The 18218-nt window shown below is 51.9% G+C and carries 15 protein-coding genes; 12 read left to right on the plus strand and 3 right to left on the minus strand.

Annotation, left to right across the window (positions count from 1 at the left end):
• The first annotated feature begins 114 nt into the window (after positions 1-114).
• From DW757_RS01910 to DW757_RS01935, 4 genes are all read left to right on the plus strand, one after another.
• Positions 115-1848, plus strand: coding sequence for a peptide ABC transporter substrate-binding protein (locus DW757_RS01910; RefSeq protein ID WP_118750825.1), 1734 nt, complete (start codon positions 115-117; stop codon positions 1846-1848).
• A gap of 411 nt (positions 1849-2259) precedes the next feature.
• Positions 2260-3999: a peptide ABC transporter substrate-binding protein gene (locus DW757_RS01915; RefSeq protein ID WP_015573662.1), complete on the plus strand. Its 1740-nt coding sequence runs from the start codon at positions 2260-2262 to the stop codon at positions 3997-3999.
• 451 nt (positions 4000-4450) lie between these two features.
• Entirely contained in the window at positions 4451-5314 is an 864-nt protein-coding gene (locus DW757_RS01930; protein ID WP_243033295.1) for a sirohydrochlorin cobaltochelatase, read from the plus strand.
• Positions 5315-5468: 154 nt separating this feature from the next.
• Positions 5469-8132 carry a cation-translocating P-type ATPase gene (locus DW757_RS01935; RefSeq protein ID WP_118750829.1) on the plus strand — a complete coding sequence of 888 codons (2664 nt, stop codon included), beginning with the start codon at positions 5469-5471 and terminating at the stop codon, positions 8130-8132.
• A gap of 27 nt (positions 8133-8159) precedes the next feature.
• Here DW757_RS01935 and DW757_RS01940 read toward each other — a convergent pair whose 3' ends face one another.
• The gene (locus tag DW757_RS01940) at positions 8160-8816 is read right to left on the minus strand and encodes a manganese efflux pump (RefSeq protein WP_015573665.1); all 657 of its coding nucleotides are present in this window, start codon (positions 8814-8816) and stop codon (positions 8160-8162) included.
• Between the two features lie 214 nt (positions 8817-9030).
• On the opposite strand from DW757_RS01940, the gene DW757_RS01945 reads away from it, so the two are divergent.
• The 4 genes from DW757_RS01945 to DW757_RS01960 all read left to right on the plus strand — a co-directional run bounded on the left by DW757_RS01945 (position 9031) and on the right by DW757_RS01960 (position 13385).
• The gene (locus DW757_RS01945) at positions 9031-11643 is read left to right on the plus strand and encodes a transglycosylase domain-containing protein (protein WP_118750830.1); all 2613 of its coding nucleotides are present in this window, start codon (positions 9031-9033) and stop codon (positions 11641-11643) included.
• Positions 11644-11843: 200 nt separating this feature from the next.
• Positions 11844-12470: a DUF3793 family protein gene (locus DW757_RS01950; protein WP_118750831.1), complete on the plus strand. Its 627-nt coding sequence runs from the start codon at positions 11844-11846 to the stop codon at positions 12468-12470.
• Between the two features lie 70 nt (positions 12471-12540).
• Positions 12541-12972 carry a flavodoxin gene (locus DW757_RS01955; protein WP_118750832.1) on the plus strand — a complete coding sequence of 144 codons (432 nt, stop codon included), beginning with the start codon at positions 12541-12543 and terminating at the stop codon, positions 12970-12972.
• A 131-nt stretch (positions 12973-13103) separates the two neighbouring features.
• Entirely contained in the window at positions 13104-13385 is a 282-nt protein-coding gene (locus tag DW757_RS01960; protein WP_008394890.1) for a DUF2325 domain-containing protein, read from the plus strand.
• A 142-nt stretch (positions 13386-13527) separates the two neighbouring features.
• On the opposite strand, the gene DW757_RS01965 is transcribed toward DW757_RS01960, so the two are convergent.
• Positions 13528-13977 (minus strand): metal-dependent transcriptional regulator, encoded by a 450-nt coding sequence (locus tag DW757_RS01965; protein ID WP_118750833.1) that lies wholly within the window; start codon positions 13975-13977, stop codon positions 13528-13530.
• Between the two features lie 292 nt (positions 13978-14269).
• Between DW757_RS01965 and DW757_RS01970 the strand changes: the two genes are divergently transcribed.
• From DW757_RS01970 to DW757_RS01985, 4 genes are all read left to right on the plus strand, one after another.
• Positions 14270-14482 (plus strand): FeoA family protein, encoded by a 213-nt coding sequence (locus DW757_RS01970; protein WP_118750834.1) that lies wholly within the window; start codon positions 14270-14272, stop codon positions 14480-14482.
• 10 nt (positions 14483-14492) lie between these two features.
• On the plus strand, positions 14493-14711 hold the full coding sequence (locus tag DW757_RS01975; protein WP_118750835.1) for a ferrous iron transport protein A: 219 nt from the start codon (positions 14493-14495) through the stop codon (positions 14709-14711).
• A 77-nt stretch (positions 14712-14788) separates the two neighbouring features.
• Positions 14789-16963 (plus strand): ferrous iron transport protein B, encoded by a 2175-nt coding sequence (feoB, locus tag DW757_RS01980; RefSeq protein WP_118750836.1) that lies wholly within the window; start codon positions 14789-14791, stop codon positions 16961-16963.
• Positions 16964-17025: 62 nt separating this feature from the next.
• Complete coding sequence (locus tag DW757_RS01985; RefSeq protein ID WP_008394894.1) at positions 17026-17211, plus strand: FeoB-associated Cys-rich membrane protein; 186 nt, start codon at positions 17026-17028, stop codon at positions 17209-17211.
• A 45-nt stretch (positions 17212-17256) separates the two neighbouring features.
• Here the strand turns inward: DW757_RS01985 and DW757_RS01990 are convergent, their stop codons facing one another.
• Entirely contained in the window at positions 17257-17976 is a 720-nt protein-coding gene (locus DW757_RS01990) for a DUF4397 domain-containing protein (RefSeq protein WP_118750837.1), read from the minus strand.
• Positions 17977-18218 lie beyond the last annotated feature (242 nt).

Below are 18218 nucleotides of genomic sequence, written 5' to 3' on the forward strand. Positions count from 1 at the left end.
TAGCAGTCATAAACTTTGCCTCTCTGGAAACAGGGAGGCGAATTACTGCCTGCCTGCAGGGCTGCAGACGGCAGATAAATATTTATACTAACGTACCTATGAGGAGGAAACAAGATGAGAAAGAAATTTGCACTTCTTCTGGCAGCTGCGATGCTTACCACGACTGTGCTTTCCGGCTGCGGAGGAAGCGGCGGTGACGGCGCAGGCACAGGTGCTGCAGCAGAGGCAGGAAATAACCTGGTGGTTCAGATTGGACCAGATCCGGAGACCATGGATCCGGCATTAAACAGCGCCATTGACGCGTCCAATATGATCATCCACTTATTTGAGCCGCTGTTAAATATGGACAAGGACAACAATATCATCGGCGGAATGGCTGAGACCTGGGAGGTTTCTGAGGACGGCCTCACCTACACCTTCCACCTGCGCGACGGCTTAAAGTGGAGCGATGGATCTGACTTTACAGCCAATGATTTTGTATATACATTTAAGAGAATGGCAGATCCGATGACAGCTGCTCCTTACGCCTATGACCTTCTGTGCATGGTAAAGGGCTATGACGAGGCGGCAGGCGGAGACGTGGATGCTCTGGCAGTTTCCGCACCGGATGATCAGACCTTTGTGGTAGAGCTCTCCTATCCGTGCGTATACTTTGACAAGATCTGCGCATTTGCAGCCTTAAGTCCCGTTCAGCAGGCCACTGTAGAGGCAAACGGCGAGGCGTGGGCAGTAGATCCGTCCACTTATGTGAGCAACGGACCGATGAAGATCAAGGAGTGGGTTCCAGGCTCCCACATTCTTGTTGAGAAGAATGAGAATTACTGGAATGCGGACGCTGTTACAGCCGACACTATCAAGTTCGTTCTCATGGAGGACGCCAACGCATCCTTCAGCGCCTACAACACAGGCGAGATCATGTTCACAAGGGACGTGCCGACAGAGGAGGTTCCGAATCTCCGCGATAATCCGGAGTTTCATGTAGCTCCGATTCTTGGAACCTACTATGTGAGCCTGAATCTGGAAAGAGAGTATTTCCAGGATGTAAATGTGCGCCAGGCATTAAGCCTTGCCCTTGACCGTCAGTATATTGCAGATACTATTATGCAGGGAACCTACTCTGCGGCTACGAACTTTGTAGGCCCAGGTGTTTCTGACGCAGAGCCAGGCTCTTCCTTCGCTGACACAACAGTTGCCCAGTACGGGGAGTTCTTCCACACAGACGATTTCGAGGGAGATCTTGCCAAGGCAAAGGAGCTTATGGCAAAAGCAGGATATCCGGACGGAGAGGGCTTCCCGACCATCGAGTACATGACAAATGACGCCGGCTACCATAAGCCGCTGGCAGAGTATCTCCAGAGCGCATGGGGAGAGCTGGGAATCAACATGGACATCAAGATTGTTGAGTGGGCATCCTTTACGCCAACCCGCCGAAACGGAGATTATGACATTGCCCGCAACGGCTGGGTATACGACTACGACGATCCGTCCAATATGCTGAATCTGTTTGAGTCCACAAACGGAAATAATGACGGAAAATACAATAATCCTGAGTACGATGCCCTGATCGAGCAGGCCCGTACAACTGTGGATAAGACGGAACACTATGCCCTTCTCCATGAGGCAGAGCAGATGCTGTTAAACGACATGGCTATGATTCCTGTGGCTTACAATAATGACTTCTGGCTGCAGAGCTCTGATCTTCAGGGAATCTGGCACTCTCCGTACGGATACTGGTATTTCATGTACGGCTATATTGGTGATGCGCCAGAGGCCGACGATGATGCAGAGGCCAAGGTGAGTACAGAGGCTGCTGAGGCTGCCGCAGAGAGCACAGCCCAGGCTGAGTAAAGATAAGAGCGCATTCCTGCAAAAAGCAGAAAAGAAAAGGCTTCGGAGAGCTTCTCCGGGGCCTTTTTTCGATTCTGAATACGAAAACTGCCGCAGTCGGCAGTGCAGCGTCAATCTAAAACGTCAGATTATGGGAGAAATAACCACAGGGAATAAAAGACTTACAATTCAGCAATTTTGGATATTTTCTGACTTTTTTCCATCATTTTTGCGGCATAAACGGGTATATTAAAAAAAATAGCTTGCATATTTTTTTTTCTGTGGTATTATAGATGTAACTTTTCCGTTTCGTGCTTTATCAAAGAAAAGTGTTTAAAGGGCAGATGATGCACTAGGGGAGCATCTGGCTGAAAAATGTCTGAGGCACGCTCTGACAGCGTTTCTCATAGAAACCTTTAAAGGAGGAATATTATGAAAAAGAAATTTGCACTTCTTGTAGCGGCAGCGATGCTTTCCACGACAGTGCTGTCCGGCTGCGGCGGTGGCGGCGGTACCGAGACGACAGCGGCATCCGGAGGCGGCGATGCCCAGGCAGTGGATACGGCGTCTGGCGGCAACAATCTGGTAGTGGAGATAGGGCCAGATCCGGAGACCATCGATCCGGCGTTAAACAGCGCTATTGACGGCGCAAATATGATCATCCATTTATTTGAGCCGCTCCTCAACTTTGACAAAGACAACAATATCATCGGCGGAATGGCTGAAACCTGGGAGGTTTCCGATGACGGTCTTACATATACCTTCCATCTGCGCGACGGTTTAAAATGGAGCGACGGCACTCCGCTGACAGCAAATGATTTCGTATATACCTTCAAGAGAGTGGCAGATCCGCTGACAGCTGCTCCTTATGGCTATGATCTGCTGTGCATGGTCAAGGGCTATGATGAGGCGTCAAACGGAAATGTGGATGCTCTGGGCGTTTCCGCACCGGATGATCAGACCTTTGTGGTAGAGCTCTCCTATCCGTGCGTATACTTTGACAAGATTTGTGCATTTGCAACCATGAGCCCTGTTCAGCAGGCAACCATCGATGCAAACGGCGAGGCATGGGCAGTCGATCCGTCCACTTATGTCTGCAACGGTCCGATGAAGATCAAAGAGTGGGTTCCAGGCTCCCATATCCTGATGGAGAAAAATGAGAACTACTGGAATGCAGATGCAGTTACAGCAGACACGATCAAGTTTGTTCTGATGGAGGATGTAAACGCAGCATACAGCGCCTATAATTCCGGCGAGGTTATGATGATTAAGGATGTTCCGACAGAGGAGGTTCCGAATCTTCGCGACAATCCTGAGTTCAACGTAGATCCGATCCTTGGAACCTACTATATCAGCCTGAACTTAAACAGAGAGTATTTACAGGATGTGAGAGTACGCCAGGCATTAAGCCTTGCTCTTGACAGAGCCTACATTGCAGATACCATCATGCAGGGAACCTATTCCGCAGCTAAGAATTTTGTGGGCCCGGGCGTTTCCGATGTAGAGCCAGGCTCCTCTTTTGCAGATGTGACCCTCGAGCAGTACGGTGAGTTCTTCCACACAGACGACTTTGAGGGAGACCTTGCGAAGGCTAAAGAGCTGATGGCTGAGGCAGGCTACCCGAACGGAGAGGGATTCCCGGCTATCGAGTATATGACGAACGATGCCGGCTATCATAAACCGCTGGCAGAGTATCTCCAGAGCGCATGGGGCGAGCTCGGAATCAACATGGATATCAAGATTGTTGAGTGGGCATCCTTCACACCAACCCGCCGCAACGGCGACTATGATATTGCCCGCAACGGCTGGGTATACGATTACGATGATCCGTCCAACATGCTGAATCTGTTTGAGACAGAGAACGGCAATAATGACGGCAAGTACAGCAATCCTGAGTACGATGCCCTCATTGATCAGGCACGCACAACGGCCGACAAGACAGAGCACTACGCACTTCTGCATGAGGCAGAGCAGATGCTGTTAAATGATATGGCTATGATACCGATTGCCTACCAGAATGACTTCTGGTTACAGAAGCCAGAGCTTCAGGGAACCTGGCATTCTCCATACGGCTACTGGTACTTCATGTACGGCTATATCGGTGACGGAACAGAGGCTCCGGCAGACGGCGAGGCAGCAGCCGCCGCAGAGACGGAGGCAGCAGCCGAATAAGCGGCAAAGCTGCAGAATCTGATTATAACAGACAGATGCAGAGCATCCATCTGTTTCAGGGCAGGCGCCGGGTGACCGAAAGACTGGCTCACCCGGCGGAAAGGAAAATGCCGCCTTCACGACCCGCCGCAGGCGGAGAATCCTGCGAAGCAGGATTCTTTTTAAAATTGAAAATAGAAAACCGTAATGAGCCCCCGCGGCTGCCGTCCAGGCAGCAGGCGGGGGCTTTTGCTGTATAAAATTCTGTCAGACTTGCGGACAAAAAAATACCCTGGCAGGCAGAAATTTACAGAAGAAAGGCGGCTGAGAACAGGACGGACGGCAGGTCAGGCTGTTTTGACAGACAGATATAAACATGATAAAATAACAGCTCAGCGCCTAAGCGCATGGACGCGCGAGGCAGAAAATAAGAGTGAGAAGCCGGGGCATTCTGTTTCAGAGAGGGATGGAAATGCAGGCAGCCAGAAAGGGAGAGAGCGGACAGATGACAGTTGAGAGGATAAAAAGAGACAGGGTTTTGGAGGATGACGGGAAAAAGGCCATCCTTGTAGTCAGCTTTGGCACAAGCTATGAGGGACAGAGAAGAGATGCGATCGGAGCCGTGGAGAGGGCAGTGGGACGGGCTTTTCCGGGGTGGGAGATCCGCCGCGCCTTTACAAGCCAGATGATTATCAATCATCTGAGAGAAAAAGGGGAGGATCAGACAGACAATGTAGAGGAAGCTCTGAAACGCCTGTTAAGGGACGGATACCGGGTGGCGGCCGTCCAGCCCACTCATGTGATGAACGGGCTGGAGTATGACAAGATGATGGCAGCCGTGAGAGCGCACGAGGCTCAGTTTGACGCAATATACTGCGGAAGCCCTCTTTTAAACAGTATCAGCGACTACGAGAAGACCGCAGAGGCCCTGGCCCGGGTGACCGGGGAATTTCAGGACGGCCGGACAGCCATTGTCTGCATGGGACACGGCACGGAGCATGAGGCAAACCAGGTGTATGGCAGGATGGAATCCTGTTTCAAAAAGCTGGGCATGGAGAATTTCTTCATCGGGACAGTGGAGGCGAGGCCCTCGCTGGAGGATGTTATGGCAAAGGTTCAGAGGCAGGATTATGAGCGGGTGATTCTTCTGCCGCTCATGATTGTGGCAGGAGACCATGCCAACAACGACATGGCCGGCGGGGAGGATTCCTGGAAAAGAGCTTTTGAGAAAAGTGGATGCAGAGTGGAATGTGTACTTCGGGGGATGGGAGAGTACGGTGATATCCAGCAGATTTTCGTGGAGCATGTACACCAGGCAATAAGAGGGGGGCTGTGAGAAAAAAAGGGAATGATTTGACCTGAGTTCTATTTTCTTTATCTCATTCATATGGTGTGAAAAGGCCAAAGCCTTGTCCGGCGGGAGCTGTTCAGGGGAGAGGGACAGACGGTTCGGTGTGTTCATAAGGCCTGTGTCAGAAGGAGGGGACGCCATGTATGAGAAAAAGACCATAGAGGAAACGCTTCAGAAGCTGAATGCGGATGGGAAAGAGGGGCTTAAATTAGGCGATGTGGAGGAACGCCAGCGCCACTATGGAAGAAATGTGCTGGAGGAGAAAAAACACAGAACCCTGCTTCAGAGGTTTGTGGGACAACTCTGCGATTCCCTGATTTTTGTGCTGTTTGCAGCGGCAGGGATTTCAGTGCTTCTCGGAGAGTACAGCGATGCGGTGATCATTCTTACGGTGGTGGTACTGAATGCGGCTGTGGGAGTAGTTCAGGAGGGGAAGGCGCAGAAGGCGCTGGAAGCCCTCAGAAATATGACCAGACTTGAGGCAGTTGTCATCCGGGAGGGGGTGGAGCAGGAAATCGACGCCCAGGAGCTGGTGCCGGGGGATCTGGTGGTCCTAGATACAGGCTGTCAGGTGCCGGCGGATATACGCCTGATCCAGTCGGCCGGACTCAAGATAGAGGAGTCGGCCCTCACAGGGGAGTCTGAGCCGGTAACAAAAGAGGCCGGATTCATCGCTGAGGGAAAGGTGGCTGCCGGCGACAGAAAAAACATGGCATTTATGACCTCCTATGTCACCTCCGGCCGCGGCAGGGGAATTGTGACGGCCACGGGAATGGGAACGGAAATTGGAAGAATTGCCGCCATGATCCATGAGGCTCCGGAGGAGGAGACACCGCTTCAGAAGCGTCTGGGAGAACTGGGAAAAATACTGAGCCTCACTGCCGTAGCTCTGTGCGCAGTTCTGTTCGTCCTGGCAGTGGTTCAGAAGCGCGATGTGATGGAAATGCTGATTACCGCAATTTCCCTGGCAGTGGCGGCCGTACCGGAGGGACTTCCCGCCGTGGTTACCATTGTGCTGGCCTTGAGCGTTACCAGGATGGCAAAGGCGGGGACCATTGTGAGAAAGCTGCCGTCTGTGGAGACACTGGGGGCTGTCAGTGTGGTGTGTACGGATAAAACAGGAACGCTGACTAAGAATCAGATGACGGTGACAGAGTGGTATGAAAACGGAAGGGTCTGTGAGGTAGGAGAAAATGGGACGGACAGTAAGCCCTGCCTTCCGTCTGAGCGGCTGGCAGAGTGCTTTGCCCTGTGCAGCGATGCAGTGCTGGAGAGCCGGACGGGTGATCCCACGGAGCTGGCTCTTCAGGAGTTCGCTCTTCTGGCCGGTGTCAGCAGGGAGAGTGCAAATGCCAGAAAGAAACGGTGCGGGGAGATCCCCTTTGATTCGGATCGGAGGATGATGACTACCCTTCACAGGGAAAAAGGAGGGTATGTTTCTTACACAAAGGGAGCGCCGGACGAAGTGATCCTGCACTGCACAAAGATATGGAAAAATGGAGAAGCAGTTCCCATGACGCCTGCTGATCAGAAGCGGGTCAGACAGGCGGCGGAGACCATGTCCGGGAAGGCTCTGCGGGTTTTGGCGGCTGCTATGCGGGAGGGAGTCTCTAAGCCTGCAGAGAGAGGGCTCACCTTTATTGGAATGGCCGGTATGATGGATCCTCCCAGAGATGAGGCCAGAGAAGCGGTGGAGCTGTTTAAAGAGGCCTCCGTCCGCACGGTGATGATTACAGGAGATCATGTAAAGACGGCAGGCGCCATCGCAAGGCAGCTGGGAATTGCAGAATCCGGAGAGGAGTGCATGACGGGGGAAGAGTTAGACAGGACGGATGATGAAACTCTCCGAAAAAAGATAGGGACCCTGTCGGTGTTTGCCAGAGTATCACCGGAGCACAAGGTCAGGATTGTGAACGCATTCCGGTCCGCCGGAATGATTACGGCTATGACAGGGGACGGAGTCAATGACGCCCCCTCCCTGAAAAACGCAGATATTGGAATAGCCATGGGACGCTCCGGCACAGATGTAGCCAAGCAGGCAGCTGATATGATTCTGACAGATGACAATTTCTCGACTATTGAGAAGGCGATTGAGGAGGGGAGAGGGATCTATGAAAATATTAAAAAATCCGTGATTTTCCTTCTGTCGTCGAATTTTGGGGAGATAGCTACCATGTTTGCCGCCATAGCGGCAGGGGTAGCCTCCCCGCTGAAGCCCAGTCATATCCTGTGGATTAATCTGATCACAGATTCTCTTCCGGCTCTGGCGCTGGGAGTGGATCAGAATGATAACCGGAGACTGATGCGGCGTCCGCCGAGAAAGGCAGGAGAAAGCCTGTTTTCCGGGGGAGGATGGTTTTACACGCTGTTTTATGGACTGCTGATTGCAGGAATCAGCCTGCTTGCATTTTTCCGGCTTCCGCTGGAGATGGCGGCAGCCGCAGGAAAGGAGCTGTCTGTGGATGCTGTCAGACAGATGCTTCAAAACCCGGAGATTCTTCTGCACTCCCAGACTTATGCCTTTACCGTGCTAGGGCTTTCACAGCTGTTCCACGCTGTCGGCATGAGGGATGTAAATGCATCAGTTTTTGGCAGCAGGCTTTTTTCCAACCGCCTGATGCTGCTTGCGTTCGGAGCCGGACTGCTGCTGCAGGCGGCTGTGACAGAGCTGCCGTTTCTTTCTGAGATGTTTGGAACCAGTATTCTGTCCATTTCAGAATGGGGATTTCTGCTGTCTCTGGCGTCTGCCCCTCTCATTGCCCATGAGATACTGGCCATGGTCACAGCCGGAAAGGACAGATAACCGTACAGGGGAAAAACTTTTCAGAGCTTACAGCCTGGAAAAGGCCAGCAGAATCAGGAGAAGCCCTCCAATCCACGAGAGGTCAAAATTCAGCTTTTCTGCCGCCAGGTTTCCGAGGAGACTTCCGCCGGCAACTGCAGCAGCTCCCGCTAAGAGAGACAGAAACAACGCCGGGATAAGAGAGAAATCCAGCATTCCTGCCCCGAAGCCTGCGGCAGCGCTGTCCAGGGAGAGGGCGATCCCGAGGGAAAATGCCTCAGCCGGTGAGAGGACAGATACATCCTCGGCATTGGCTTTTTCCGGATCTGCATACACCGTCATAATGAAATGCAGGCCGGAAAAGGAGAGGGAGAGGTGACGGGAGCACAGGCGCAGCCTTCGGATCAGGGCTTTTACAGAGCTGTCGAAGAGCTTGAGAAGGCCCAGGAGAAAGAGCAGCAGGAAGCTGAGAAAGGCGGAGAAGCCTTCCGGCAGAAGCTGCTGCATCAGCCCTCCCAGGAGCAGAAAAGCCAGCAGGACAGCAGAGGACACCCCTGTGATAATACAGGCAGACAGCAGAGGGATCTTTACCCTGTCTGCCCCGTAGATGAAGCAGGCGGCAAAAGCGTCCACAGAGAGGGCTGTGACAAGCAGCAGTATATCATAAACAGAAGCGCTCATAAGCACCACCAGAATTTGTACCATTACTCTATCTTATTCCGCAGAGGGCAGAGCGGTTCAGAAAAAGAGAACCGGGAGTAAAGGTTAGAATCTGTCATACATAAGGTTGTATTATAGAAGAAAAAGCGGTAAAATAGACAAAAAGTTTTCGGCGGAGCAATGCCGGAAGAGAGAACAGCAAAAAGGGACCAGAAATGATGCACGGAGTAAAACCGGTACAGGCAGAAAAAGGAGCGGTATGGATAGAGAGAGAGTAGAAAAAAACAGCAGAGGTGAAAACGCTTCCGGAGCGTCAGAACCGGTAAACGCGCAGAAAAAGCCGGAAACAGGCAGGCAGGAGGAGATCATAAGGGAGCTTCAGGAGGAAGAGGCAGTACAGAGAGAGCTGTGCGACAGCATGCGCAGGATTCTTGGGGAAGAGCAGGACGGACAAGAGAAGGAAGAGAGCCTGCAGCCTGAAAAGCCGGATTTAAGAAAACAGGAAGAGGAAGGTACAGAGGAAGAAAAAACCAGTGCCGGAGGGCAGGGGGAGAAAGGTCCGGGAACAGGCAGTCCGGACATGGAAAAACCGGCTCCCATGAGGCCGGAAAAGAAGACAGGGAAAGGCAGACAGGGCAGAAAAAGAAAAAAACACCGCCTGCTGCGGCGCTTTCTTTCAGTCTTCTTTCTCCTGCTTTTCATCGCCCTCGCAGGAGGCGGGATTTTTGCCTGGAAGTTTTACACTGTCTGCAGGGACGAGGTGGCAGGCCTGGTAGAGAACAGTACGGAGAGCGATTTCCTTCCCAGCCAGGCATCCTATGTTTACGACTCAGCCGGAGAGGTTATGGCGAAGCTGGCCCAAGATGTGGATTCCCAGTATCTGTCCTACGAGGAGATACCAAAAGCTGCAGTAAATGCCTTCGTGGCGGTGGAGGACCGCACTTTCTGGGAAAACTGCGGCGTGGACTTCAAGGGAATCGCCCGTGTGGGGATTCACTTCATACTGACAGGAGGGGAGGAGGTCCACGGGGCCAGCACTATCACCCAACAGCTTGCCAGAAACCAGTATCTCACAAGGGATGTTTCCATCAGGCGAAAGGTAAAGGAAATAATCATTGCCATGGATCTGACAGAGAAGTACACGAAAGAGCAGATCATGGAATTTTATATTAATGACATTAACTTTGCCAATACATATTATGGGCTTCAGGCGGCTGCCAGAGGCTATTTTGGAAAAGATGCCGATGAGCTGAGCCTGAGCCAGACGGCTTATCTGTGCGCAATACCCAACTCCCCGTCCTATTATAACCCATACCGCCACCCGGAAAACGCCCTGAAAAGAAGGGATAAGATTCTTGGCGACATGCTGGAGATGGGGTATATCACACAGGAGGAGCACGATGCGGCGGTCAGCGAGGAGATTTCAGTTTCCAGAACCTCCTATGAGATGAAGAATTATGAAACCACCTATGCCATTGACTGTGCGGTGCGCTGGCTGATGAGGGAGGACGGTTTCACGTTTGAATACGGCTTTACAAACTATGATGATTACCGGGCTTACCAGGAGGCTTATGAGGAAAGCTATGACAGGGCAAAGGATGAACTGTACACAGGAGGATACAGGATTTATACCTCTCTGGACCCTGCCAAACAGTCAATTCTGCAGTCGGCGGTGGATCAGGGGCTGTCCTTCGACGCAGAGACAGCGGAAAACGGAATCTATGCCCTTCAGGGAGCTGCGGTAGCTGTCAATAATGATACCGGAAAGGTGGAGGCCATCGTGGGCGGAAGGAGCCAGGAAACGGATACCTACACGCTGAACCGGGCATTTCAGAGTTTCAGGCAGCCGGGCAGCAGCATTAAACCTCTGATTGTCTATGCTCCGGCTCTTGAGGATGGCTATGCCTCCTTCTCCCGGGTGAAGGACATCAGTGTGGATGCGGCAAAAAAACCGGGAGCCGATGTGTTCTCCCTTCCCGGAAACTGGATTACCATGCGGCAGGCGGTGGAGAGGAGCAGAAATGGAGCTGCCTGGTGGCTGTTTAATGAGGTGACTCCCGAGGAAGGGCTCTCCTATCTGACGAAGATGAGGTTTGACAATATTGTGCCGGATGACTACAATATGGCGGCCTCTCTGGGAGGCTTTACCTACGGGGTGACAGCAGAGGAGATGGCAGGCGCTTTCTGTGCTCTGGAAAACGGGGGAGTATACAGAGAGCCGGACTGCATTCTGCGGATGGAGAATCTGGAAGGGGATGATATTTACACGGAGAGGGAGCCAAAGGAGGTGTACTCCAGACAGACGGCTGCCGTTATGGTCGATATGATGAAGGGCGTAATCACAAGAGGAACGGCCCGCGGCATGGGATGGAACAGCAGTATTGAGGCCGCGGGAAAGACGGGAACTACCAACAACAGCAAGGACGGATGGTTCTGCGGAGTGACACCCTACTATACCGTAACAGTGTGGGTGGGCTACGATACTCCAAGGACCCTTTCCTCCCTTTACGGTTCTACTTATCCGGCGGCTATCTGGAAGCAGGCGATGGAAGGGCTGACAGCCGGACTGCCGGAAGCATCCTTCTCTGCGCCGGAGGCGGAGAAGGAGAATATCCACAAGGAGGGCAGGGGTACCTACCTGGAAGGATACGATGACGCCTATGTGCTGTCTCCGGGCTATACGGTGGGGGATTACAGAAAGGATCACGCCCTGGCAGATGAAGCGCAGAAGTATATTGACCAGATGACCGGGGCAAGCCCTGAGGAGCAGGAGCGGCTGAGAAAGAAAGCGGAGAGCGCCATCAACCGCATTTACGGACAGACTTTAAAGGGACAGATGCTCCAGGTGCTGGAGGGGGCCGGAAAGTCATAGGCTGTACCCTGATTTGAAATAAGAGAGAGACAGGAAAAAATGAGCTGTATCCAGAGTGAACCATTCTGGGTGCAGCTTTTTTTTAAAAAGTGCTTTACAAAAACAGAAAGTTAGTATATACTAACTGACATGAAAAGTTAGCATATACTAACTTCAAAAACGGCCTTTCAGACAGGGCGAAAAAAGGAGGTTAAAGCCGGATGAATCAGCAGGATGTCCAGGTGAAAGAAGCAGGGGACTTTGAGAGTGAAAACAGGCACAGGCGAATCCGCAGACAGGCCGCGCTCCACTGCGCGCAGGTGCTGGCAGGAATGAAGGCCTCCAATATTTTTATCATGTCAGAGGGGACGGGACAGGATTTGGATGCAGTCCTTGCGGGAACGGGAATAGAGCACAGAAAGCTCTGCCAGGACGGAAAAAGAAAGGTGTATCTACTGTACAGGAGAGGGCGGGCGGAGCGCATTCTCTCAGATCCGGCAGTGAGAGGATTTTTTGAGAGGTACGGATACGCTTCCTTTGAGCTTGAGCAGGTACTGGAACGTCTGGCAGAAAGGTATGGAGCCTATGCAGGAGGGGAAGAGGAATTTCCCCATGAAATCGGCCTGATCCTGGAATATCCGCTCTGTGATGTGGAAGGTTTTATCGAGCACAGGGGAAAAGATTTCCTGTTTTCAGGATACTGGAAGGTTTACGGAAACCCGGAGGAGACAAAGAAGCTGTTCGCCGCCTACAGAGCCGTTCAGAAGAAGGTGATGGAAGAGGTGGAGAGAGGGTACATGTTCTGGCAGCTCTCCTCTGTTCTTGGCGGTCAGACAGCTGCGGCCTGAATATGAAAAACATCCGGCGGATATACGGCCGGTTGTCAAATAAATCAAGTATTTACAGGAGGAATTTATCATGGAACAGGTTTTAATTGTTTACTGGAGCGGCACAGGAAATACGGCTGCAATGGCAGAAATGGTTGCCGAGGGAATAAAAGAAGCAGGCAGGGAGGCTGTCATCCTTCCGGCAGAAGAGGCATCTGTGGCAGATGTGGAAAAATACAGAGCAATCGCCATGGGCTGCCCGTCCATGGGAGATGAGGTTTTAGAGGAGAGCACGATGGAGCCGTTCGTTGAGGAGATAGAGGGCTCCGTTTCCGGAAAAACACTGGGCCTTTTCGGCTCCTACGGATGGGGAGACGGACAGTGGATGCGCGACTGGACGGACAGAATGAAACAGGCAGGTGCATCTGTTATCGGAGGTGAGGACGCGATCTGCAACGGCGCTCCGGATGCAGACGCAGAGGCTGCATTAAAGGAACTTGGAAAACGGCTGGCAGCCATTTAAGGCTCGCTCAGACACAGGGCAAATAAACTCCGGGCAAGAGCAGCTTCAGGCAGCAGCTCTTTGCCCGGAACGAAAAAAAGACTGCGGCGAACCGGCAGCTGCAGCTATTGGAATCAGAAAAGGAGGCGTTTATGAGCGTTGTGATTGTAGGGGGACATGACAGAATGGTCTGTCAGTATAAACAGATTTGCAAGAATTTCAGATGCAAGGCAAAGGTTTTTACACAGATGACTGCTGATTTTAATAAACAGATAGGAACTCCTGACCTCTTGGTCCTGTTTACAAACACCGTGTCTCATAAGATGATCCGGGCAGCTGTGGACGGCACGAGAGGAAAAAAGACAGAGATCGTCCGCTGTCATACGAGCAGTCAGAATGCGCTTTCAGAAATTCTCCAGGAAAGATGTGTATAGTGACAAACTGCATGATACATTCCAAATATCTCATACAAGAATCTCTTACATCTCTGTAAGGGGAGGGCTAAGCTCTCCCCTTATACGCATGTCAGTCATCTCAGATATGTCTTTTTATTTCAGGCTGCCTTATATTAGGCTGCTATTTCAGGCTGTCTTCCGCTGCCTGAACAGGCTGGGCCTGTACCCCGTCTGAATCTGCACTCTGCCCAGGGTGGTGGTGTGCCAGCTCATTTCTGGCAAAGGTTTTGATCGCCTCGAAGCTTTCCGGGCTTATCACGTGTTCCATCCGGCAGGCATCCTCTGCAGCTGTTTCTGGGGAAACGCCGAGGAAGGTCAGAAGCTTTGTGAGAAGTGTGTGCCGCTCGTAGATGGTTTCCGCAATTTTTCGTCCCGATTCCTCCAGCGTGATATAGCCTTCCCTGTCCATGGAAATGTAGCCGTTTTCCCGCAGATTCTTCATGGCGACGCTGACGCTTGGCTTGGAATAACCCAGCTCATTGGCGATGTCGATGGAACGAATCTGAGGCTTTCTTAAGCCGAGCACAAGGATTGTCTCCAGATAGTCTTCCGCTGACTGTTGAATTTTCAATGTAACCGCTCCTTTAACCGTTTTATATCTTTTGCTGCTCTGCGCTTCGGCGTGTGACAGGAAAACGACGGCGCAGACCTTCAGTTCCTTATAGGATACCATAATTTGTGCGCTAATTCAAACAGTAAAAGCCTGGGCCGGAGAAATTCCGATGAAATCCAGCCTGCCCGGGAAATTCGGAACTTCTGAAAAAACAGTTGACAAATGAGTTAGAAGGTGCTAACCTATAAGACGTTAGGAGACACTAACTTAAATTAGCTAAAGTTAACTGCAAGTGCTGAAGGGGTGATTTATGATGCCTTTAACAATGGCTGTGCCTGGAGAGATAAACTCCATCAAACGCGTGGGAGGAAAAGAGGAAGTCCGGAGATTTCTGGAAACCCTGGGCTTTGTCCCCGGAGGAGCGGTAACGGTCATCTCGCAGAATGCGGGAAATGTGATTGTCAATATCAGGGAATCGAGAGTGGCCATCAGCAGCGAGATGGCCAACAAAATTTTAGTTTAAGGAGAAAACTATGACACTGAAGGATGTAAAGGTAGGGCAGACCGTTTCAGTCGTTAAGCTGAGCGGGGAAGGAGCTGTCAAGCGCCGTATCATGGACATGGGAATTACAAAGGGGACAGAGCTGTATATCAGGAAAGTAGCTCCCCTGGGCGATCCGGTTGAGCTTACAGTACGGGGATATGAGCTGTCTGTCCGCAAAGCTGACGCTGAGATGATTGAAGTCCAGTAGGAGCAGGCAGGAACAGCCTGTGACGGTAAAGGGGCCTGCGCCGGAAGGTGCAGAGACAGAATGGGAGGAAAGGAACTATGTCAGTAAAAATTGCACTTGCCGGAAACCCAAACTGCGGCAAGACAACACTGTTTAATGCTTTGACCGGCTCCAACCAGTTTGTGGGAAACTGGCCTGGAGTTACGGTGGAAAAAAAGGAAGGAAGGCTGAAGGGACAGAAGGATGTTATTATTACAGACCTTCCGGGTATCTACTCTCTGTCGCCATATACGCTGGAAGAGGTCGTGGCCAGAAACTATCTGCTGGCAGAAAGGCCGGATGCCATCATCAATATTGTGGACGGAACAAACCTGGAGAGAAACCTCTATCTGTCCACACAGCTGATGGAGCTGGGAATTCCGGTTATCATGGCTGTCAATATGATGGATGTTGTGAAGAAAAACGGGGATCGGATCAACACGGAAGCCCTCGCAAAGGAGTTTGGCTGCGACGTAGTTGAAATTTCCGCTCTTAAGGGCAACGGAATCACGGATGCGGCTGAAAAGGCTGTGGCTCTCGCGAAGGACGGTCATGGAACTGCACCGATTCACCGCTATGGGGAAGAGGTAGAGGCTGCCCTCAGGGACATTGAAGCCCTGCTGGGAAGCGATATTCCTGAGGCTCAGAGGAGATTCTATTCCATCAAGCTGTTCGAGCGGGATGAAAAGATCCTTGCCCGAATGACGAAGGTGCCTGATGTGGAGGATATAATCAAGAAGGTGGAAAACGCCATGGATGATGATGCGGAGAGCATCATAACCAACGAACGATATACATACATTACCTCCATCATCGGAAAATGCTGCCATAAGAACAGGAAACATTCCCTTACGGTTTCCGACAAGATTGACCGGATTGTGACAAACCGTATTCTGGCTCTTCCGATCTTTGCGGCTGTGATGTATATTGTCTACTATGTGTCAGTGACTACCATCGGCACTATGGCCACAGATTTCGTGAATGACGGACTGTTCGGAGAGAGCTTCAGCTTCTTCGGGGCAACTGTTCCGTCTATCCCGACCGCTATCGGCGGTGTTCTGGAGGCAGTAGGCTGTGCGGCATGGCTGCAGGATCTGATCTTAAACGGCATTGTGGCCGGCGTGGGTGCTGTTCTCGGCTTCGTGCCCCAGATGCTGGTGCTGTTCATTTTTCTTGCCTTCCTGGAGGGCTGCGGCTACATGGCGAGGATTGCTTTCATCATGGACAGAATCTTCCGCAGATTTGGCCTTTCCGGAAAGTCCTTTATCCCGATGCTGATCGGAACAGGCTGCGGAGTGCCGGGCGTAATGGCATCCCGTACCATTGAGAGCGAGCATGACAGAAGAATGACAGTTATGACTACAACTTTCATTCCATGCGGCGCCAAGCTGCCGATTATCGCTCTGTTCGCCGGCGCTATTTTCGGAGGCGCATCCTGGGTTGCCCCGAGCGCCTACTTTGTGGGGATTTTGGCAATCGTTGTCTCCGGAATCATTTTAAAGAAGACAAAGATGTTCGCGGGAGATCCGGCTCCGTTCGTTATGGAACTTCCAGCCTACCATCTTCCTACAGTCGGAAGCGTACTCCGAAGCATGTGGGAGAGAGGCTCCTCTTTCATTAAAAAGGCCGGTACGGTGATCCTTGTCTCCACAATCTTCGTCTGGTTTGCATCCGGCTACGGATTTATAGACGGACACTTCGGGGCTGTGGAGGATTTAAGTCAGGGCATCCTCGCAAATATTGGTCATGCGATTGCATGGATCTTCGCCCCGCTGGGATGGGGAGACTGGCAGGCAGCCGTTGCCACGATCACCGGGCTTGTGGCAAAGGAGAATGTGGTTGGAACCTTTGGCATCCTGTATGGATTTGCTGAGGTGGCCGAGGACGGTGCTGAGATTTGGGGAACTCTTTCCGGCAGCTTTACGGCGGCATCCGGCTACTCCTTCCTGGTGTTCAACCTTCTGTGCGCTCCATGCTTTGCTGCTATCGGCGCCATCAAGAGAGAGATGAACAATGCAAAGTGGACCTGGTTTGCCATCGGATACCAGTGCGGTTTCGCCTACTGCGTAGCCCTCTGCGTATATCAGTTCGGCAGCCTGATCACAGGCACCGGCTCCTTTGGAATCGGAACAGCTGCGGCGCTTGTGGTTCTTGCCTTCCTGATTTATATGATGGTCCGCCCATACAGCGAGAGCGCAGGATTAAAAGCAGATGTAAGGCTTGCAAAGAACTGATAGCAGTATATAATAAAAAAGAGCAGCTAAATGATTATTTTATCCAGAAAGGGTGATGGTATATGGAAATTTTCGTATCTGGACTTTCCACACTGGTGGTGGGGCTTATTGTGGCAGGAATTGTATTCCTGGCTGTCAGAAGTATTGTAAGAGATAAGAAGAACGGAAAATCGCTCTGCGGCGGAAACTGCGGAGGGTGCAGCTGTTCCGGCATGTGCCATCCTGCGAGGGATGAAAAGAATAAATAGCAGAGACAGCGGGGGAAGAGATAGGACTCTTCCCCCGCTGTCTGTTTATGATGAAACAAGCTGTACAGAGTAATCAGACGGGCCGCCCAGGATAGTCAGCATGTAGTAGCTTCCGCTCTGGAACTGAACCCGGTTGTTGATAATCGGAGCGCCTCCCGGATTTGTCCTTCTGTATACAGTCAGGAGATAATTGCCGGGCAGGATGTGGAGGTATCTGGTGTAATTCATGTAGTCCAGATCGGAGACAACCAGCCGTCCGTTCAGGTAAATGTCAAGAGGTTCCCGGATGGAGGCTGCGTTGTAAAAGCGGACATGGGAGACAGAGGACGGCGTGGCGGTAGGCGGAAAAGCGCCCCAGGACCAGAGGATTGTTCCCAGAAGCCCCGGGATAGTTCCCTGTCCGGGACCGCAGGAAACACAGTTGTTTCCTGAATTGGAGGGAAGCGATGGAGTAACCGGACCGATGGGACCAAAGCCTGGGCTGGCAGGCTCCGAGAAGGAGGGGGCCTGGGCAGAAGACGGAGCCGCCTGCACCTCCTGAACCATGTTTTCCGGTGCTGACATGACGAAGGCAGACTGGCCGTCACTGCCGGCCTCCCCTGATGTACGGCCAAGCTGCGGCGTTCGGATGTTCTGGGAGGCCTGGCTCATCTGAGATCCTGAAGCAGCCGGATTCTGTCCTGCTGCCTGCTGGGGAGCACAGGCCGTTTCCTGTACCGTCTGTGGGAAGGAAACAGCGGATTGTTCGTAATTATAAGTTTCCATATGGCATACCTCTCTTAGATTTTATACTCTATTATATGGCCTGTGCCTGTCAGCTTTTCACAGATTTTGAAAAGGCTTTCTCACATAAAGCGCAAAAAACGACGGTTTCCCTTGAAAGAGGTGAAAAAATGGGCTATAATCGGTTGTAACTAAATGCCAGGCAGATGAAGGGTGTGGATGCCAGGCGGTGAGGATGCTCGCCGGATGGCATCCACACCCTTCATCTGCCTGAAAGATAGGGG

It is taken from the genome of Clostridium sp. AM29-11AC (assembly GCF_003480545.1).
GTDB classification, from domain to species: domain Bacteria; phylum Bacillota; class Clostridia; order Lachnospirales; family Lachnospiraceae; genus Otoolea; species Otoolea saccharolyticum_A.